Genomic DNA, 20,579 nt, shown 5'->3' on the forward strand with positions numbered 1-20,579 from the left:
GACGTGGAATAGTGAAAAATATAAAGCTCATAATAGAATACGATGGAACAAACTATTCAGGTTGGCAAAGGCAAAAGCAAAATAATGTTAGAACTATTCAAGAAAAAATAGAGCTTGCTATTGAAGAGATTACAGGTGAAAAAACTCAAATTACGGGGTCTAGTAGAACAGATGCCGGAGTTCATGCAAAAGGGTATACAGGAAACTTTTATACTGATAGTAAAATATCTGCGGAAAAATTCACAGGAGCTATAAATAGTAAGCTCCCCTTAGATATTGTGATTTTACATTCTATTGAGGTTCCATATGAGTTTCATTCAAGGTATAATAGTAAAGGGAAGCGGTACAGTTACACTATACTTAATAGGCGAGAGTCTGTTGCCGTAGGACGTAATTACATATATAACCATAAAGAGATATTAGATGTAGATGCTATGAAACTAGGGGCGTTATATTTTATAGGTACTCATGATTTTTCTGCATTCAAAAATCTGGGCAGTTCGGTTAAAACTTCTGTACGAACTATTTCGCAACTAGATATAATAAAGGATGAAGAACTTATAAAAATATATATTGCTGCTGACGGATTCCTTTATAATATGGTTAGAATAATAGTTGGAGCGCTAATTAGGGTTGGAGAAGGAAAAATTAAACCTAATGAAATTAAAGATATAATTGAGTCAAAAGAGAGAGCAAAGGCTGGAAAATCTGCTCCACCCGGGGGATTATGTTTGGAGGAAGTTTTTTATTAAAATAAAAATCAATAAAATTCAAACAGCACGTGTAAAAACATTGACACACCCGGTAGAATGTATTATACTTATTAATGTTTGTATAAAATATCGTGTATAAGATCCACTAGCCCCGGATCTTTAGCATAGGAAGTTAATTGTTAAAAGTTCAGGGAGGGAAAATAATGAAATCATACTTAGCAAAACCACTAGAAGTAGAAAGAAAATGGTTCGTTGTAGATGTAGAAGGAAAAGTTTTAGGAAGAGCAGCTAGTCAAATAGCAGCTATATTAAGAGGAAAGCACAAACCAACATTTACACCACATGTTGATACAGGTGACTTTGTAATTGTAATAAATGCTGATAAGATAGTTTTAACTGGTAAGAAATTAGACCAAAAAATGTTAAGACATCACTCTTTTTATCCAGGTGGATTAAAAGAAGTTCCATATAGAATAGCAATAGTTAAAAAACCTGAGTTTATTTTTGAAGAAGCAGTAAGAAGAATGCTTCCAAAGGGACCATTAGGTCGTCAAACACTTAAAAAATTAACTGTATACAGAGGATCAGAACATAAAAATGAAGCACAAAATCCAGAACCACTAGTGCTTAAATACTAATTAGATTCGGAGGGAGGATACATAATGGCAAAGGTTCAATATATAGGAACAGGAAGAAGAAAAAAATCAGTTGCTAGAGTAAGACTTGTACCTGGCGAAGGTAAAATTGTTATAAACAAAAGAAACATAGAAAATTATTTTGGATTAGAAACTTTAATTCTTATAGTTAACCAACCTTTAGTATTAACTGGAACTAAAGATAAATTTGATATTCTAGTTAATGTAAATGGTGGTGGATATACAGGTCAAGCTGGAGCAATAAGACACGGTATTTCTAGATCTTTATTAAAAGCTGACGAAACTTTAAGACCAGAGCTTAAAAAAGCAGGATTTTTAACAAGAGATCCAAGAATGAAAGAAAGAAAGAAATACGGCCTTAAAAAAGCAAGAAAAGCATCTCAGTTCTCAAAGAGATAGTCTTTATAAAGTCAAAAATCCCTCAAACAATCATGTTTGGGGGATTTTATTTCTTTTAAACTTATAAAATGATTTAAAATCACCTATAACTGACAAATGTTTAGAAAGTTATCTATTAAAAAAGACTATATGGATAATATCTATGTTGGTTCATATTCGCCGATCTAATTGAAAAAACGTATTTTTCGAATCTGTCATTTAAAATACTCCAATTTATATTTTCAATAAACGTAGAAATATATTTTTTCTTATCTGTTCCAAAATCCATGAAATATGCATGCTCATAAACATCCATTACTAATATGGGGAAAGATTGCCATACTGCTCCAGTATCGTGTGAATCGCTTCCTATTATGTGTAATTTGCTATCAAGCGAATCAATAGAGAGAACTACCCAACCTCTCATGGATAATCCTACATTTGTAAGATAGGAGATAAAATCATCATAGGTCGCAAACTGATTTATTATAGCATTAAATATGGGACCATAAGGGGTGTTACTTCCCCCAGTCATGTTTTCAAAATAAAGGTTGTGAAGCTTTACCCCATTCAGTGCATATGTTTCGCCCAGTTTTAAACTGCGCATTTTGGAATAAGTGGCATTGCTATCAGTATAATTACCGGGTATATAGGGAATGTTCCAAATTTCATTTAATTTGCTTACGTAACCCGAATATAGTTTGTAATGCTCATCTAGCTGCTTCTTGGAAAAGCCATTCACCGATTTAAAATCAAAAATGTAAGGCTTTAAATTGTACATTAGATCACCTCTATAAAATATTTTATTCCATTATATTTTAATTATATGATATGTAATGGAAATTTATTATAATATTATTTTATATGGATAGTTAAATCATCTCCTGTGGAGCTGCAACAGCTTTGAAGAAGCTGCATTGACGACTTTAGAAGGAGCTTTATACTCCCACTGAAGTTTTTATTTGTTAGGGTATATAACTACCACTTATAGAAGTGGGAGACTTCCCCTCTGGAATGTCGTTAAAAGTAAATACCTCATATGTTATGTTTGTGTTAAGTTTTTTAAAGTCTATGTTAAATATGTCGTAAATTACTTAACATAAAGTATAAACCTATAGTATTATTTGTGTGAATGATTAAAATACTTATAATACATTAGACATGGAGGAATTTTATGCAGGCTATAAATATGGTTATAGGCCTTTTCGGAGGCGTCGGGTTATTCTTATATGGAATGAAAATGATGGGTGATGGGTTAATAAATGCATCAGGTGAAAAACTCAAAAAGATATTTGATAAAATAACATCTAATCCTATTAAAGGTGTAGCTACAGGAGCTGCAATAACAGCAGTTATTCAAAGCAGTAGTGCAACTACAGTAATGGTAGTTGGTTTTGTTAATGCAGGACTTATGGACCTATATCAGGCAGCGGCGGTAATTATGGGAGCGAATGTTGGAACCACTATAACAGCGCAGCTAATTGCATTTAAACTTGATAATATAATGCCAGTATTTTTAGGAATAGGTTCTTTAACAATATTATTTTCAAAAGATAAAAAGGGTAGGGAAACAGGCAATATTATATTAGGCTTTGGTATTCTTTTCTTAGGAATGGAATTAATGAAGAATGCTATGTCTCCACTAGCTAATTCGCCAGCTTTTGCAACTTTAATAATGAAATTGGAAGGAAATACTATCTTAGCAATTTTAACAGGAGTACTTATGACTTCAGTACTCCAAAGTTCTTCTGCGTCCACGGGTATTTTAGTAGCATTAGCTTCTACATCAGCACTGCCACTCGGAGTGGCGGTACCAATTTTATTTGGTAATAATATAGGCACATGTATAACGGCTTTATTATCGAGTATAGGAACGTCTAAAACAGCAAAGAAAGCAGCTCTAATACATCTGTTTTTTAATATATTTGGTACATTAATTTTTATTCCACTAATAAACCCAGTAATACAACTTGTACAAGTTATAACACCGGGTGGGAGTATAGGTATAAAAAGACAAATTGCGAATGCCCATACAATATTTAATATAACAAATACCATAATTATGGTGCCATTTATTAGATATCTCGTTTTACTTGTTAACAAGATTATACCTGGAGAAGATGAAGTTGTAATAATGGGGGTTAAGTATATAGATGATAGATTACTAGAGACACCAGTTATTGCGGTTGGGCAAACATCGCAAGAGGTAGTTAGAATGGCTAACTTAGCAAAAGAAAATGTACAGCTTGCTATGGAGTGTTTTACTAACAATAACGAAAGTAATATAAGAACTGTTTATGAAAATGAAAAATTAATAAACTTACTTGAAGATGAAATTACATCATATTTAGTAAAGCTTTCATCAACACAATTATCGGAGGAACAAACTAAAATAGTAACTTCTATGTTCAATGTAGTAAATGATATAGAGCGTATAGGAGATCATGCTGAAAATTTAGTGGATTTAACTAGTGAAAAGATTCAAAAGAATTTGAAATTCTCAAAAGAAGCTATAGAAGAGTTAGATGGAATGTATAAATACATAGTAAATGCCCTAGAAATTAGTATTGAGAGTTTTGAAAACAATGATATTATGAAAGCAGAATCCGTTATGGCAATAGAAAGTAGAATTGACAGTTTAGAAAACGAATTAAGATCATCACATATAAGAAGATTAAATAGTAGCGGATGCGGGGCTACAGTTGGGACAATGTACCTAGATATTATTAGCAATTTTGAAAGAATAGGAGATCATGCAACCAATATCGCAGAAGTGGTAATAAACAAATAATCATAATTTATATAAGTGAAATATATTTACATATAACTTGAGGAAAGCAGAAAGCAGTCGCTATAATTTTTAGCGGGTGCTTTTTGTTTTCCGTTAAATTGTAAATATAAATACTGCATATAGATTTTTATAAAAAAGGATCTAAAGCAAATATGAAAATACTAATAAATCATCTGCAAGTTGAATAAAGTTAACATATATTAATAAATAAAAGGGTGGATGAATTGAGGTATAAAAATAACAAATTAGTAGCAATTATCATAGTAATCATTGTAGGGATGGTAGGCTTTATAGGCGTAAATCTAAGCTTTTCAAAAGAAACTATGAATGCTAGTAAAGGGAATAAAAAAATACTCATCGATGCCGGACATGGAGGGATGGATGGTGGCACAAGCTCTCAAAATGGTACTGTAGAAAAAGATATAAATTTAAGTATAGCAAAAAAGCTTAAAGAGAGCTTAAAAAAAGCAGGATATGAGGTAGTTATGACAAGAGAAGAAGATACAGGATCTTATTCAAAAAGTGGAACTATAAGGTCAAATTACAATGAAGATTTAAAAAATAGATGTGATTTAAAGAAATCAAGTAATTGTGATATGTTAATTAGCGTTCATTTAAATTATTTTTCACAGAGTAAATATTATGGAGCACAAGTATGGTACTCAGATTATAAAGATAGCGTTACATTAGCTAGTACAATTCAAAAAAACCTTAGGGTAGATTTGGATCCCAATAATAAGAGAATACAGAAGCCTGCTAAAAATGCTTACAAGTTATTAAGGGTGAATGACAATATGCCAAGCGTTATAGTGGAATGTGGATTTTTATCAAACAATGAAGAAGAACAAAAATTAAAGTCAGATGAATATCAAAGAAAAATTGCAGACTCCATAAGCAAATCTGTAGACGAGTTTTTTAAAAGTAATCCAAAAGAGTAAATAAGTATAATGGAGCAAGTTTGGAATAGTTTGAATAATAATACTTATTTAAATGTGGGTAACCTAAAAAGGCATATTATTTTAGAAATATGCTTTTTGGTTTGTAATTAAATTTTCATAATAATACAGCTTTGAAGATGACGATGAACAGATTTAAAAAGGATAATTTAATTGCTAATCGTAGGCTATAGAAGAGGTTTCATCAATAAAAGTCCACCATGTAGGGCCTGGCATTAGTGAAATAGGGTCTCCTTTTCGGTCTGTAATATTTATTTTAGAATTATTCTTCCTATCCCATTTAATATCTTGAGCTTTTCCGCTACAAAACAATAATCCGGTGCCACAAGATTCAGATGAAGCTAAGGTTTCATCATTTACAATGTTACCGTGTACAAATTGCACAATAACATTAGTTAGCTTTACAGGAGTATTATTATCATTATCAATGTTTAAGCCTCTATAATGATAATACTCTCCATTTCGATATAAAAAATTTGAAGATGAATCTTCATTAAAACTTATAAAAATGGAAGTTGCATTGATACCTTTAAGGGCTTTTGTTTCAACGTTATTGGAAAATTTTAATACTGGTAAATATGAATTACAATAATCTTTTAAATTAATTGTTGAACTAACATTTTTAGCACTTTCTTGGCTAAACATAGCTTTATAAGTAAGGCCATTAGACTTACTTAAAAACTCAAGGATCAAATCTGCATTACTAAGTCCCTTAATAGATGGTTCATTAGTAGTATTAATAAAAGTTGCAATTTTTTTGAGCTGGGCAGAATAAGTTTTAGAAACTCTTTCACCTGTATATTTTGGTGTAGTTATTTGATCATGTAAATTAAGGTAACAAATATGCATAGTAAACCTATAAACAAATAGTGAAAGAACTAATACTAAAATAGAACTTAAAAAATATATGATAAAAGTAAAATTTTTCTTTGCCATAAGGTCCTCCCATAGTGTCTATATATAATATTTTAATAGTCTTATTTAACTAGGAACAGGTCGTAAGTAGTAAAATTATTAGAAGATTAACGAGATTTTCTTTATTCAGAGAACCTCTTTATAATTAGTGGCATTAATATCATAATATGAAATAATTAAAATTTTAATACAAAATAATAATATATTTTGTATTATTATTAATCTAATTATATTAAAAAAAATAAATCCTGTGATATAATTAGATTAATCATAAGTACAATCAAAGTATAAGTAAGAATAAAAAAACACAATATAATAACGCTATAGTGAAAAAGATATTAGGAACATAAAAATAAATAACAATACAAAGGTATTTCGGACATTTTTAAGATTTGGTTTGGGTATACTAATTCTGAAATGTGTATATAAATTTAGAAATTTTACAACAATGACAGTTATACAAAAAAAATTTAAATTCAACAGATTTAAGTTTGAAATATTATTGACTAGTAAAATAATAAGGTATACAATTAAGCTATAAATATACCCTGGTGGGGTATAATAATTGGAGGTAATAATATGATTAAAGAAGTTAATGATAAAAATTTTAATGAGGAAATTGGAAATTCAGATAATATAGTTGTAGTTGATTTTTGGGCACCTTGGTGTGGACCTTGTAAAATGTTGACTCCAGTAATTGAAGAATTAGCAAAGGAAATGGGAACAAAAGTTAAATTTGCAAAAGTAAATGTAGATGAGAGTCCTATGATATCATCAAAGTATAAAATTTCAAGTATTCCAACAGTTATGGTATTTAGCAAAGAAGCAGTTAAAGAAACTATGGTAGGATTCAGACCTAAAGCAGACTTAAAGAAAATAATAGAAAATCATATATAAAATATTACAGCACTAAAAATGATGATTGATATGGTAATAAAGTTAAATAAAGTAATGTAAGTATTAAATAGAAATGTTTGGAGATAGATATTTTAAATTTTTATAATTTAAATAAATATCTCCATTTTCTAAGTGAAGAATTTTTATTTATCATAGGGACAAATAAGTAGAATGGCAGATACTAGGATAAAAACATAAGGAGGAGAAATTATGGGTGAGAGATATGATATAGCTATAATTGGAACAGGCCCAGCAGGCCTTGAAGCAGCTATTAGTGCTAAAATTAGAAATAAAAACATAATAATTTTTGGAAGCAAAGAATTAAGTCCAAAGCTAGTAAAAGCAGCAAAGGTAAACAATTTTTTAGGGTTCTATAACGTTTCAGGAAAGGACCTTAAGAATGAATTTGCAGCACATGTTGCTGCCATGGGGATAGGTATTGTAAATGAGAGAATAAATAATGTTTATGCCATGGGGGATTATTTTGCTTTGATGGTAAATGAAAAAATATATGAGGCTAAAGCAATAATTTTAGCTACGGGGATAGAATACACGAAAGCATTAAAAGGAGAAGAAGAGTTTTTAGGAAAAGGAGTAGGGTACTGTGCTACTTGCGATGCTCCATTATATAAAGGAAAAACAGTTGTTATAGTCGGATATAATAAAGAAAGTGAAGAAGAAACTAATTATGTAAGTGAATTGAGTGGAAAAACATATTATATCCCTATGTACAAAGGGGAATACGATTTAAATTCTAACGTGGAGATAATAAAAAATAAGCCTTTAGAAATAGTTGGTGAGGATGTGGTAACTAAGGTTATTTTAGAGAAGGGCGAGATAACTACAGATGGAATTTTCATGCTAAGAGATAGTGTGTCTCCTAGTCAATTGGTGCCAGGTCTTGAAATCGAAGAGGGACATATAAAAGTTGATAGAAGTATGAAAACCAATATAGAAGGATGTTTTGCAGCAGGCGACTGCATAGGTAAGCCATATCAGTATATTAAGGCTGCAGGTGAAGGATTAGTAGCAGCATTAAGTGCAGTTACCTATTTAGATAAAGAACATAAAAATAAATAAGATAGATGCTGACTATTTATTTTTATGTTATTAACAATAAAATTAGGTAGCTAACTGTAGTTAGAACTAGCTGTAGCTAGAATTAACTAAAGTGAGCTACCTGGCTGTAGCTTATAACTACAGTTTTTTTTTATTTAACTACAAAGAAAACATGATTTCCTATAGTTTTTACATTTGTTTTTTTTATACCTATCATCCACTGAGAAGTAGATATTTCAGGGTTATAAAAGAAAACAGCATTATATGTAGGATCTTTACCTTTTAATGCATCTAATACAGCAGTGTAACAAGCAGAATCGGGAATAACATTCGCTTTGCCATTGTGAATTATTTTCCCATCTTTAACACAAGAAAAAGCGTTTTTTTGATTTATAACACCAGAAATAGATTTTGGGAAATGACCATCACGAGCACGATTTAGTATAACGGATGCTACTGCGAGTTTGCCGATATCAGGTTCACCACAACTCTCGGCGTATACAACTTGCGACATTAAATAAATGTCGTTATCAGTAATGTAAATTGAGCTATTTGACTGTTTAAATACTGCGACTGCTTCTAGTTTATCGTTATATAAATCTTTAATTTCTGAATCAAATGAGTATAAATTTTTACCATTTACTCTTAAACTAGGCAATACTAATAATAATGTTAGCATACAAGATAAAAAAGCAAATTTTTTCATAGTATCTCTCCTTTTGCCTACGGAGTTAGCTGACGGGTTCGGGAAAGGTTTAACCTACACAATAAGTGATTCACCCCAAATGCTTGGTTCCTCCGTATTTTTTACTTCGGCTAATAATAGTGTGACCAAGAGTACGAAAATAATACGCTAAATTTTTATATTATAACGAAAAACAATGAAGTTATAAAATATATACGTATTTATTTATTATTCTTTAGCTGAGTATAGACTTTAATAAAATCATTATAAGAACGTTCCACTTGTGTAAATAGCACATTAGAAGAATTGTATAGAGCATCTAATGCGGCGGTGTCTACAGCCGTACTTAAAGTTTGAACTTTCTCACTTGTTAGCGCAAGTTTAAAATCCCTTAAATAGCTTTCCTGGTTATCTAATAAAAGTTTGAAGGATTCATAAGTAGTAATAGCCGCAGGAGGCACAGATAAACCTTTAAATGTAGTTTGCATTTCGCTTAATTTTGTAAAATCACTATCTACTAGCGACAAAAGGTCATCATAGGATATCTCTTTTTTTCTCGCTTTTATTACATTTGAGTAAAAATCAGTTTTAGCATCTAAAAAATCCACGGATAAGCTATCAGTTTTATTGATAAATTCCTGAGTTTGTTCCGATTTAATATCTGTTTCTTTTCTTATCATTACGGCGCTATAACTGTAATTAAGTACATTATCAATGAAGACTAAAGATGTTCTTGGCAGTGTTATTTCAATATTACGAATATCTACTAAGGAGTAAAAATTCATGCAATCATTTCTAAAGGTTTTAAGATCCTCCACGGATTTTTCTACATCTCGACCAGAAGGATTATTTAAAATTGCTAGTGTTTGTCTGTATATTAATAGGTTTTTGTCTAAGCCTGATTTTAAATTTTCATGATCTTTTTTATATTTCGCGGTAGGTTCTGAATTTGATAAATTATCGCGGAGCTTAGCTAAATCTTTAATAATACTAGGCAATTGTTCTTTGGCATAACCAACATCTATTGTTTGGCCACTATTAAACCGTCCTGTATTGTTATTAACCGTATTAATAATATTAATATTAGTTATTAAGGCAGTTTTATAGGAATCATATACCTTATTTATAGATTTGTAATAGATAGTTAAGGAAATACCTATGGAGATCATGATAATAGATAGAAAAAGTATGATTTTAAATGTTTTTCTTTTGTTACTAGTATCTATAATATCTACATTTTCTTTTTGCTCGTTCAAAAAAACTCACTCCCTTATTATTTGTCTTGTATTCATATATTAATTTAATACATATATTATTCTAGTTTAGTTACAGAATTATACTCTTAGAATGTAAAAGTGGTATATGTTGAATAAAATTACTTTGAAATGTGTGCTTAATTGTTATAATAAAATTACTTTGAAATGTGTGCTTAATTGTTATAATAAAATTAAATTATAATATATACTAATAAAGCAAATCATGGTGTATAATTGTAAATAGGAGTTTTAGTAGAGGGGTGTGGGCTTTATGGAAGTATTTAAATTAATGATAAGCACAATCAAAAATATAAGCATATTTTCAATTTTGGATATATTAGTGGTGGCGTTTATATTCTATAAAAGTTACATGCTAATGAAAGAAACAAGAGCTATACAGTTATTAAAAGGAATGATTTTTATTTTTGTGCTTATTCCGATAAGCCAATTGCTTAATTTAACAGTATTAAATTGGGTTTTAAATAAGACAATAACAATTGGTGTTTTGACTATTGTTATCATCTTTCAACCAGAAATAAGAAGGGCGTTAGAGCACATCGGAAGGACCGCTTTTGCTGATAAACACGTATTTGAAGATGAACAAATAATGGAGAAGGTTATAACTGAAATTGTCAATGCCGTTGAAATTTTATCAAAAAGTAAAACAGGGGCACTAATAGTAATAGAACAAAGGACAGGTATTGCAGAAATTATTAAAACAGGAACCGCATTGGATGCTGTAATATCTACAGCTTTACTAGAAAATATATTTGTAGTTAATACCCCCCTTCATGATGGGGCTACAATAATTAGAAATGATAGAATAATCGCGGCAGGATGTTTTCTGCCTTTAACAAATAATGATGTAATAAGTAAGAAACTAGGGACGCGGCATAGAGCGGCAATAGGAATAACAGAAACTTCAGATGCTCTAACAATAATAGTATCAGAAGAAACAGGAACTATATCTATAGCAATGAATGGAAGATTGCTAAGGAACTATGACAAGGATAAGCTTAAAAAAATACTTCTTCAAATAATAAAAAGAAGACAAACTAAAAAAATAACCTTAAAGGAGAGAGTAAAGGCATGGATAAAAACGGAAAACAAGAATTTATAATTAAAATTTGCTGCGTAATAGCTGCCTTTGCTTTATGGCTTTTTATATCAAGCACAGAAAATCCACTTACTGCTTATAAGCTTCAAAACATACCTGTACAGCTTTTAAATACAAATGTATTAACCCAGTCAAATCTCGTTTTAGTACCAGGGCAAGATTTAACAACATCCATAAATATCAAAGGGGCTAGTACTAGTATAATTTTGGGTAAGAAAGCAGAAGATTTCACATTAGTTGCAGATTTAAGTGCATATGCTCTTAAAACTGGAGAACAAATGATTCCTATTGAAATAAGAAAAAGCCCTAATAATATAACAGTGGTAAATAGTAATGGTCTTTTTATAAAGGTAAACTTAGATAAACGGATTGAATCTAATCTACCTATAAATGTAATTACAAGTGGAAAACCCAAAGAAGGCTTCTATGCATCTGAACCAGAAATATCCCAAAGTAATGCTAAAGTAGTAGGTGGGTCAAAGTTTGTAAATGTAGTGAAAAAAATATTAGTAGAAGTTAATATACAAGACGTGGAATCAAATATTGCAAAAACATACACGCTTAAACCAGTAGATGAAGAAGGTAAGGAAGTAAAAGGAGTGGTTGTAAACCCAGTTCAGATAGATGTTAAGATTCCTATAAGGAAGACTAAGTCTGTAGGAGTAACGGTGAAAACCATAGGAGTTTTGAATCCTAATTTTACGCTAAAGAGCATAAAAGTGCAACCAGAACGGTTTGATGTAACAGGAAGTGTAGATGCACTTAAACAAGTGGAAAATTTAAACACGGAAGCTATTGACCTAAGTAAAATAAACAAAAGTACTACGATGAATGTTAAAGTATTAATTCCAGGTGGATTAAGTTTAGTTAGTGGTACTGCTTTAGTTAAGGCTGAGATTAATTTAGATGAGGTAGTGAAAAAGAATATAGATGAGGTAGTGCAAAAAAAACTAAGTCAAGACATCAAATATATTAATTTAGATGAAAAATATCAAGTGAAACTCGAAAAAAATAATGACTCACTACTGGTTTCAGGTACGCAGGCCGTTATGGATTCTTTGGATTTGACAAAAATTAGCGCCGTAGTAGATTTAGCTAATTTAGTAGAAGGAGAACACTCTGTGAAAGTAGTGGCAAGTATGCCAGAAGGAGTAAATTTAATATCACAAGACCAAGATAAAATATTAGTAACTATTACGAAGAAACAAACGGAGGTAATGACAGGAAATGACAATAAGAGTGAATAACATAGTCCTAGATATAGACGATACTATAGATACTATAAAAACAAAGGCAGCAAAAATAATGAGAGTTGATGAGAACGAAATAAAAGATTTTAGAATAGCTAAAGAATCCATAGATGCTAGGAAAAAAAATAACATTAAATTTAATTATGCTGCTTGTATTAAAATGGATGATGAATTAAAAATTGTAGAGAGGGCAAATCATAAAGATGTTAAACTTGAAGAAGTTAAGTATAATGCTGAGTTTGAATTTGGAACGAGTGAGATGCAGCATAGACCTATAATCGTAGGAATGGGTCCAGCAGGTATGTTTGCTGGGCTTCTTATGGCGCAAAAGGGATACAAGCCTCTAATTATTGAAAGAGGAGAACAGGTAGAGCTTAGAACAAAAAGCATAAACAAATTTTGGACTAGGGCGGTGCTCAATACAGAATCAAATGTGCAATTTGGTGAAGGTGGAGCGGGAACCTTTTCAGATGGAAAGCTAACTACAAGAATAAAGGACACTAGATGTGACTACATATTAGAGGAATTTGTGAAAGCTGGTGCACCTGAGGAAATATTGTATATTGGCAAGCCTCACATAGGTACAGATGTGTTAAAAGAAGTTGTGAAAAATATAAGGGAAAGTATTATTAAACTAGGTGGAGAAGTAAGATTTAATAGTAAGCTTTCCGATATAAAAATTAAAGATAAAAAGGTGAAAAGCATAATAGTAAATGGGGAAGAGTTGCCTTGTGATAGCTTAATTTTAGCTCCAGGACATAGTTCCAGGGATACATATGAAATGTTATATAAAAAAGGCGTATTTATGTCTAGTAAGCCATTTGCAATGGGGGTTCGAATAGAGCATCCTCAGGATATGATCAATGAAAATCAATATGGAAAATATGCTAACCACCCAAGGTTAAAAGGTGCTGATTACAAGCTTACTTATACAAGTGGAAAATCTGGAAGAGCAGTATATAGTTTTTGTATGTGCCCAGGCGGACAAGTAGTCTCGGCAGCTTCAGAGCAGGGATGCCTTGCAATAAATGGTATGAGTGAATATAAGAGAGATAAGGCTAATGCAAACTCAGCTGTAGTGGTATCTGTAGGACCTAAAGACTTTGGAACAGACGACCCACTTGCTGGTATTGAGTTTCAGAGGCATTATGAAGCACTAGCTTATAAAATTGGAGGATCAAACTATAATGCACCCGTGCAATTAGTTGGAGATTTCCTTAAAGGAATAGACAGTAACAAAATAGGGAGTATAAAACCAAGCTATACACCGGGATATAAATTTGCTGATCTTACTGGGTGTTTGCCTAGTTATGTAACAGATGCTATAAAAGAGGCTTTACCTAAATTTGATTATAAAATAAAGGGTTTTGCAAGAGAAGACGCAGTTATGACTGGTATTGAAACAAGAACATCGGCGCCAGTAAGAATTGATAGAAATGAGGAATTACAAAGTATATCTCTAGAAGGATTATACCCAGCAGGAGAAGGAGCGGGATATGCGGGTGGAATAATTTCTGCGGCAGTTGATGGATTAAAAACAGCAGAAAGTATAATGAAGAAATGGAAACCTGAATAAGAGCTCATCCTTAGTAAGTGGCTTAGAGCGTGGTTTGTTTTCTAGCTTTATAAAATAATCTATATAGGCAGCTCCAAAAAAATTGACTAGCATACCAGCTAGTTATTTTTTTGTAACACCTGCCTTAAATCATCTCCTGGGTCGCTGAACAGCTATGAAGAAGATGAATTAACGACTTCAGAAGGAGATTTATACTCCCACTGAAGTTTTCTATTTGTTAGGGCATATAATTCCAACTTATAGAAGTAGGAGACTTTCATTCTGAAATATCGTTAAAAATACTGGAATAATTAATTTCTATGTTGAATATTTCAATTAATGATAATATAATGAATACAATGGAAGAAGGTGGTAAAACATGGCATGCAAAATATTAAGTAAATGTCCAGTTTGTAGCTCTAGATTAAAAGCAACTAGATTGAAATGTGATGGATGTAATACTGTGGTAGAAAACCAATTTGAATTATCTAGATTTGATTATTTAAATAGTGAACAGTTAAATTTTGTTGAAGTATTCTTAAAAGCTAGAGGAAACATTAAGGATATGGAAAAAGAGCTTGGCATAGCATATCAGGCAGTTACAGCAAAGCTAGATGAGGTTATTGAAGCACTTGGGTATACTTTTTTAAAGCAAAAACCAGCCACTGATAAAAAGGATGTATTAGATATGTTAGACAAAGGTGAAATTACTGCTGATGAAGCATTAATAATGCTAACAACATTTCAGAAAAAGGAGGGGAAATAATGAATGAAGAAATCTCAAGAATATTAAGAATGGTTGAAGAAGGTAAAATTAATTCAGAAGAAGCTATGCAGCTTATAGACGCTTTAAATGGAGAAAGTAAAGAATTTATTATTTTGGATAAAGTAGCAGCAAATAATAGCCACACTAAAGGCAGAACACATGCTAAAATGCTTAAAATAAGGATAAAATCTAAGGGAAATGACAATGCAAATATTAACATTCCACTGAAATTTGTAAGCGGTATGATAAAAACATTTGGAAGAATTCCAAACGTAAATGTAGATGGCATGGAAAATGTAGATATGGATGCAATGACTCAAAGTATATTAGATGCCATAGATAATGGAATGGATGGGAAAATTGTAGATATAAAAAGTGGAGATGGAGACGCAGTTGAGATTGTTATAGAATAAGCCAGCTTCTTAGAAGCTGTGAAGCTACCCAGGAGATGATTTAGCCCAACCCAAATAAGTGAGTTGGGCTATTTTTTTGATAAGTATATTGTAAAATACTGAGACTTTTTTTACAAATACTTATACCTGTAGTATAATATGATTAAGTTTTATTCATTTATGCAAAAAAAGCTTTGATATATATGTACATAAATAGTAAAATAAAACAATGAATTTTCCGCATAAATATAATTTAAGTTAGAAAGTAGTTTTCAGTGAATTAATATAAATAAAAAAAGGCCAATGAGGGTTTAAAAATAAAACACTAGCAAATTGATTAGTTGTTTTGTTTAGGATGACCTGTAATAAATCCATATAATATTGAGAAAGAGGTAGAAAAATATGAGTAGAATGTTCGGGACAGATGGAGTACGTGGTATAGCAAATACAGAATTAACAGTGGAGCTTGCATATAAGTTAGGAAGATCAGGAGCGTTTGTATTAACAAGCGGAGCTCATAAACCTAAAATTTTAGTAGGAATGGATACAAGAGTTTCGGGAGATATGTTAGAATCGGCCTTAGTTGCAGGGATTTTATCGGTAGGGGCAGAGGCAATATGTCTTGGAGTAGTTCCTACACCCGCTATAGCATATTTAACTAGAAAATATGGAGCAGATGCAGGGGTTGTTATTTCAGCTTCTCACAACCCGGTAGAATATAATGGAATAAAATTTTTTAACAACAATGGGTTCAAGCTGTCTGATGAATTAGAGGATACAATACAAGCAGTCATAGAAAGTGATTTTAAAGGAGTACCATCACCAATAGCAGGTGATTTAGGTAAGAAAACAGTTAATCACAGTGCTGTAGAGGATTATATAGAATTTGCTAAATCTACTATTTCAGGAGACTTAAAAGGACTTAAAATAGCATTAGATTGTGCTAATGGGGCTTCGCATATTACTTCAGTAAAAGCTACAAGAGATCTAGGAGCTGAGGTTTTAGTTATTAACAATGATCCAGATGGCATAAATATAAATAGAGACTGTGGATCTACTCATCCTGAGCATTTAATGGCTTTTGTTAAAGAAAATAATTGCGATTTAGGACTAGCGTTTGATGGTGATGCAGATAGATGTTTAGCTGTAGACGAGAAAGGAAATCTCATAAATGGAGATTTTATAATTGCTATTTGTGCTAAACACTTAAAGGATATTGGTAAATTAACTAAAAATACAGTAGTAGTAACAGTTATGAGTAATTTGGGCCTTGATATTGCGATGAAGGAAGAAAACATAACTACAGTTAAAACTAAAGTAGGAGATAGGTACGTACTTGAGAAAATGCAAGAAGAGGGTTATAGCCTAGGTGGAGAGCAATCAGGACATGTAATTTTCCTGGATTTTAATACTACAGGGGATGGACTTGTATCAGGACTTCAATTAGCCACTGTTATTAAAGAATCAGGAAAACCATTATCGGAGCTTGCAGCAATGATGACAGAACTTCCGCAAGTATTAGTTAACGCAACAGTACCTAATGATAAAAAGGACATACATGAAACTGATAGTGAAATAGTTGAAGAGATTAGAAAAATAGAAGAAAAATTAGATGGTTGTGGAAGAGTGCTTATAAGGCCTTCAGGTACAGAGCCTTTAGTGAGAGTAATGCTCGAGGGTAAAGTACAAAGTGAATTAGATGTAATGGCGCATGCTCTTGCGAAATTAATCCAGGAAAAAGCAAATAAGTAAGATAGTATAAAATTTCATGATTACTAAATAATATGGAAAATAACATGAATTATAGTAGAAAAAAGTAACTATTAAGTTAACTTATCATTAAAAGCATTGACGTTTAGGCTATAAAATGAATATAATAGACTGAAAGCTTATGTGAAAGGTTCATAAGCTTTCAGTTTACGTATTTGTGAATGTAAATATTATGGTAAAGGAGGATAGAGAGAATTAGATGATTTTAAAGCGCCAGGACTCATAATGAGCATTAGTAGTTATTATGCATTATGAGTTGACGAGGATGGGGAGTATCGAATCTTCGGCGGATGCCCCGCGGTAGCGCACTACCGTTAATGGTTGATAAAAGCGATTAGTGATTTTCGTTACAAGATCAATCTGGTGTTAAAACCTTTATAAATATTACGAATAGCACTAAAGGTAATAAAGCACTTTAGTGTTGATTTGTGTAAAATTTTAAATTTGAGAGGAAGATGAATATGTGCGGAATAGTTGGATATTTTGGGAAAAAACAGGCTTCACCAATCTTGGTAGAAGGTCTTAGTAAATTAGAATATAGAGGATACGATTCAGCAGGAATCGCAATTATAAATGATGGAGTTTTAAGCGTTACAAAGTGCAAAGGAAGACTTGCAAATTTAGAGGCTCAATTATTAGAAGAGCCGCTTATTGGACAAGTGGGTATAGGACACACTAGATGGGCCACTCATGGTAAACCATCAGATGAAAATTCTCACCCACATACTAATGAAAAAGGAACTATTAGTGTAGTTCACAATGGGATTATAGAAAATTATATACGGTTAAGAGAATGGTTAATGTCAAAAGGATATAAATTTACATCTGAAACTGACACAGAAGTAATACCACATCTTATAGATTTCTACTTTGATGGAAATATTGTTGAAGCGGTAATGAAGGCTACTACTAAAATGGAAGGTAGCTATGCAATAGCAGTAATATCAAGTGATGAACCAGATAAATTAGTGGCAGTAAGAAAAGATAGTCCGTTAATAGTAGGTATTGGCAAAGATGAATTTTTTGTAGCTTCAGATATACCAGCAGTATTAAACCACACAAGAGAAGTATATTTATTGGAAGATAACGAATTTGTTGTAATTTCAAGTGATGGAATAAAGCTTATTAATGCTGAAAACGAAGTTATAGAGAAAGAAGTATTCCATGTAACTTGGGATGCAGAAGCCGCTGAAAAAGGTGGATATGAGCACTTTATGCTAAAAGAAATCCATGAACAACCAAAGGCAATCAGAGACACAATGACTTCAAGAGTAGTTCTAGGAGAGCCAATATCTCTAGATAAAATAACTATAACTAAAGAGCAAATTCAAAATTTAAATAAAATATATATAGTAGCATGTGGAACTGCATACCATGCAGGAGTTGTAGGTAAATATGTTATAGAAAAACTTGCAAGAATACCAGTAGAATTAGATATAGCTTCTGAGTTTAAATATAGAGACCCAATAATGGACGAAAATACATTGATGATAGTTATTAGTCAATCAGGAGAAACTGCAGACACTATGTCCGCTTTAAGGCTTGCAAAGTCAAAAGGTGCTAGAGTTATAGCAGTAACTAATGTAGTCGGTAGCGCAGCTTCAAGAGAAGCAGACGACGTACTATACACTTGGGCTGGACCAGAAATAGCAGTTGCATCTACTAAAGCTTATGTAACTCAGCTTATAGCGATGTATATAATAGCATTATTCTTTGCTCAGAATAACGAAACATTAAGCGTAGATGAATTAGAAGAAATTAAAGCAGCTATGCTAGAGCTTCCAGAAAAGGCAGAGCAGGTGCTTAAAAATAAGGAAACTGTTCAAAAATTCACAGCGAAAACTTATATGCATAGAGATATGTTCTTTATAGGCCGTGGACTTGACTATGCAGTTGCAATGGAAGGTTCATTAAAGCTTAAAGAAATATCATATATCCATTCAGATGCCTATGCGGCAGGAGAGTTAAAGCATGGTCCTATAGCGCTTATGGAAGAAGGAACTATAGTTATAGCACTAGCTACTCAAGAAGAATTATTTGATAAGATGGTAAGTAATATAAAAGAAGTAGCTACTAGAGGAGCAAAAGTATTTGCTTTTGCGCCAGAAGGACACACTGAAATTGAAAAATCAGTATACTCCGTAACTTATATACCAAAAGTAATGGATATATTAGCACCAGTAATTTCAGTAATTCCACTACAATTATTATCTTACTACATGGCAATTCAAAAGGGTTGCGATGTTGATAAGCCAAGAAATCTTGCAAAATCAGTAACGGTGGAATAAGAAAAAATAGATGATATACATGTATTGTACACAAACAACAAACTCTGTCCAAGAATATTAAAGATGTCCCCAAAAATGAAGGAAATGCAGGTGACCCGACCTGCACTCCTTCATTTTTTTATTCCCATTATCGAATAGTCTTACCAACAAGATTAGATTCAAGGCGTGATAGATTAAATAATGATGTACAAAACTATCAACACCCACCCAAACACAAATGTAGGTATCAACAAAATTGTACACATCAGGCCTATAAAGAGGGGGTTTATTGTGGATGATTTCCATTTAAAAGTTACCTCATCCAACAAGCTTTCATGTCATCATTAAATAATATAAAAACTTTTTGTTTATCTAATACAAACTTATAATCTTTATGCGTTCATATTATTATTTTGACTCTTGGATTTTAAAGTATTATTTTTTGTGCCATATATATTATCAACTTGCCTGTTAAACAAGGAGGAGAGATAATTACTTTAACATATTCGATTTTAATTAGTCTCATATATTTTTTCTTTCAGATAGTGTTTTATTTAGTTTATAAAAAGTTATATATAAGAAAATAAATTAAGGATTTAGAAAAATAAACTGGGTATCACATTAAAAAGCTATTTATAAGCTTTTTAATGTGATACTCAGTTTTTAGGTTGATTATTAGGAGGCAAAGAGAATTAATTTTCGTTACTTCCTGCTTCCAATCACAGATTAAGCCAGTATTTATACCTTTTTCGAAGCAGCTTCTTGTTTCAGCATTGGATAGATTATTAAAACAATCCGTTCATTCTTTCACATACGCTATTTTCTCCACTGCTTACCTAGTTCTATAATAATTTTTAAAAATAGAAAATACATCTTGACACATAATACATCGTATTGTATAGTATAATACATAAGGAGATGTAATAATAAGTATAAATATTAATAATTTTACAACTTAGGAAATGAGACTGAAAGAGTTAACAATAGAAGTTCGGAAAAAAGGACTCAGGAAATAGAAAAAGTGAGTATAAGCGATTCTTTTTATGATTTAGGAGGACATTCATTTAAGCTAATGATGTTGATAAATTATATAGAAAAAAATTAAAGACAGTCCACCTGCACTACCTCTAGCATAATCCTTATAAAGATAATGTAG

General features: G+C 31.6%; 19 protein-coding genes and 1 riboswitch. Of the genes, 15 read left to right on the forward strand and 4 right to left on the reverse strand.

Annotated elements, in window-relative coordinates:
* Positions 1-11 precede the first annotated feature (11 nt).
* The 3 genes from truA to rpsI all read left to right on the forward strand — a co-directional run bounded on the left by truA (position 12) and on the right by rpsI (position 1,768).
* Complete coding sequence (gene truA, locus ACWJJ2_RS15320; protein ID WP_165414267.1) at positions 12-752, forward strand: tRNA pseudouridine(38-40) synthase TruA; 741 nt, start codon at positions 12-14, stop codon at positions 750-752.
* A 164-nt stretch (positions 753-916) separates the two neighbouring features.
* Positions 917-1,351, forward strand: coding sequence for a 50S ribosomal protein L13 (gene rplM, locus ACWJJ2_RS15325; protein ID WP_165414268.1), 435 nt, complete (start codon positions 917-919; stop codon positions 1,349-1,351).
* Between the two features lie 24 nt (positions 1,352-1,375).
* Positions 1,376-1,768, forward strand: a complete 393-nt coding sequence (gene rpsI / locus ACWJJ2_RS15330) for a 30S ribosomal protein S9 (RefSeq protein ID WP_165414269.1) — start codon at positions 1,376-1,378, stop codon at positions 1,766-1,768.
* 115 nt (positions 1,769-1,883) lie between these two features.
* Here rpsI and ACWJJ2_RS15335 read toward each other — a convergent pair whose 3' ends face one another.
* Positions 1,884-2,528, reverse strand: a complete 645-nt coding sequence (locus tag ACWJJ2_RS15335; RefSeq protein WP_216302377.1) for a superoxide dismutase — start codon at positions 2,526-2,528, stop codon at positions 1,884-1,886.
* A gap of 393 nt (positions 2,529-2,921) precedes the next feature.
* Here ACWJJ2_RS15335 and ACWJJ2_RS15340 point away from each other — a divergent pair, with 393 nt between their 5' ends.
* Both ACWJJ2_RS15340 and cwlD read left to right on the forward strand, forming a co-directional pair.
* Positions 2,922-4,538 carry a Na/Pi cotransporter family protein gene (locus ACWJJ2_RS15340; RefSeq protein WP_216302378.1) on the forward strand — a complete coding sequence of 539 codons (1,617 nt, stop codon included), beginning with the start codon at positions 2,922-2,924 and terminating at the stop codon, positions 4,536-4,538.
* A 224-nt stretch (positions 4,539-4,762) separates the two neighbouring features.
* Positions 4,763-5,476, forward strand: a complete 714-nt coding sequence (gene cwlD, locus ACWJJ2_RS15345) for an N-acetylmuramoyl-L-alanine amidase CwlD (protein ID WP_220286298.1) — start codon at positions 4,763-4,765, stop codon at positions 5,474-5,476.
* Positions 5,477-5,650: 174 nt separating this feature from the next.
* Here cwlD and ACWJJ2_RS15350 read toward each other — a convergent pair whose 3' ends face one another.
* On the reverse strand, positions 5,651-6,430 hold the full coding sequence (locus ACWJJ2_RS15350; RefSeq protein WP_462953446.1) for a DUF3048 C-terminal domain-containing protein: 780 nt from the start codon (positions 6,428-6,430) through the stop codon (positions 5,651-5,653).
* A 558-nt stretch (positions 6,431-6,988) separates the two neighbouring features.
* Here ACWJJ2_RS15350 and trxA point away from each other — a divergent pair.
* Together trxA and ACWJJ2_RS15360 are read left to right on the forward strand one after the other, a co-directional pair.
* Positions 6,989-7,306 carry a thioredoxin gene (gene trxA / locus ACWJJ2_RS15355; protein ID WP_216302381.1) on the forward strand — a complete coding sequence of 106 codons (318 nt, stop codon included), beginning with the start codon at positions 6,989-6,991 and terminating at the stop codon, positions 7,304-7,306.
* A gap of 210 nt (positions 7,307-7,516) precedes the next feature.
* Positions 7,517-8,386 carry an NAD(P)/FAD-dependent oxidoreductase gene (locus tag ACWJJ2_RS15360; protein WP_216302382.1) on the forward strand — a complete coding sequence of 290 codons (870 nt, stop codon included), beginning with the start codon at positions 7,517-7,519 and terminating at the stop codon, positions 8,384-8,386.
* Between the two features lie 130 nt (positions 8,387-8,516).
* Here ACWJJ2_RS15360 and ACWJJ2_RS15365 read toward each other — a convergent pair whose 3' ends face one another.
* Both ACWJJ2_RS15365 and ACWJJ2_RS15370 read right to left on the reverse strand, forming a co-directional pair.
* Positions 8,517-9,071, reverse strand: coding sequence for a cell wall hydrolase (locus tag ACWJJ2_RS15365; protein WP_216302383.1), 555 nt, complete (start codon positions 9,069-9,071; stop codon positions 8,517-8,519).
* A riboswitch (cyclic di-AMP (ydaO/yuaA leader) is annotated at positions 9,072-9,193 on the reverse strand.
* Positions 9,194-9,271: 78 nt separating this feature from the next.
* Positions 9,272-10,306, reverse strand: coding sequence for a hypothetical protein (locus ACWJJ2_RS15370; protein WP_462953447.1), 1,035 nt, complete (start codon positions 10,304-10,306; stop codon positions 9,272-9,274).
* Between the two features lie 271 nt (positions 10,307-10,577).
* Here ACWJJ2_RS15370 and cdaA point away from each other — a divergent pair, with 271 nt between their 5' ends.
* From cdaA to ACWJJ2_RS15410, 8 genes are all read left to right on the forward strand, one after another.
* Entirely contained in the window at positions 10,578-11,426 is an 849-nt protein-coding gene (gene cdaA / locus ACWJJ2_RS15375) for a diadenylate cyclase CdaA (RefSeq protein ID WP_165414282.1), read from the forward strand.
* The gene (locus tag ACWJJ2_RS15380; RefSeq protein ID WP_220319775.1) at positions 11,396-12,670 is read left to right on the forward strand and encodes a CdaR family protein; all 1,275 of its coding nucleotides are present in this window, start codon (positions 11,396-11,398) and stop codon (positions 12,668-12,670) included. Before cdaA ends, ACWJJ2_RS15380 begins: the two co-directional genes overlap by 31 nt.
* On the forward strand, positions 12,651-14,249 hold the full coding sequence (locus tag ACWJJ2_RS15385; RefSeq protein ID WP_216302386.1) for an NAD(P)/FAD-dependent oxidoreductase: 1,599 nt from the start codon (positions 12,651-12,653) through the stop codon (positions 14,247-14,249). The genes ACWJJ2_RS15380 and ACWJJ2_RS15385 overlap by 20 nt, the downstream gene beginning before the upstream one ends.
* 358 nt (positions 14,250-14,607) lie before the next feature.
* Positions 14,608-14,994: a DUF2089 domain-containing protein gene (locus ACWJJ2_RS15390; RefSeq protein ID WP_220319776.1), complete on the forward strand. Its 387-nt coding sequence runs from the start codon at positions 14,608-14,610 to the stop codon at positions 14,992-14,994.
* On the forward strand, positions 14,994-15,407 hold the full coding sequence (locus ACWJJ2_RS15395; protein ID WP_165414278.1) for an SHOCT-like domain-containing protein: 414 nt from the start codon (positions 14,994-14,996) through the stop codon (positions 15,405-15,407). The genes ACWJJ2_RS15390 and ACWJJ2_RS15395 overlap by 1 nt, the downstream gene beginning before the upstream one ends.
* Positions 15,408-15,788: 381 nt before the next feature.
* Positions 15,789-17,138 (forward strand): phosphoglucosamine mutase, encoded by a 1,350-nt coding sequence (glmM, locus tag ACWJJ2_RS15400; protein ID WP_220286300.1) that lies wholly within the window; start codon positions 15,789-15,791, stop codon positions 17,136-17,138.
* A gap of 479 nt (positions 17,139-17,617) precedes the next feature.
* Positions 17,618-19,444 carry a glutamine--fructose-6-phosphate transaminase (isomerizing) gene (glmS, locus tag ACWJJ2_RS15405; protein WP_165414276.1) on the forward strand — a complete coding sequence of 609 codons (1,827 nt, stop codon included), beginning with the start codon at positions 17,618-17,620 and terminating at the stop codon, positions 19,442-19,444.
* A gap of 1,000 nt (positions 19,445-20,444) precedes the next feature.
* Entirely contained in the window at positions 20,445-20,528 is an 84-nt protein-coding gene (locus tag ACWJJ2_RS15410) for a phosphopantetheine-binding protein (protein WP_462954347.1), read from the forward strand.
* The last annotated feature ends 51 nt before the right edge of the window (positions 20,529-20,579 follow it).

The sequence above is a fragment of the Clostridium sp. CM039 genome, from assembly GCF_055081075.1.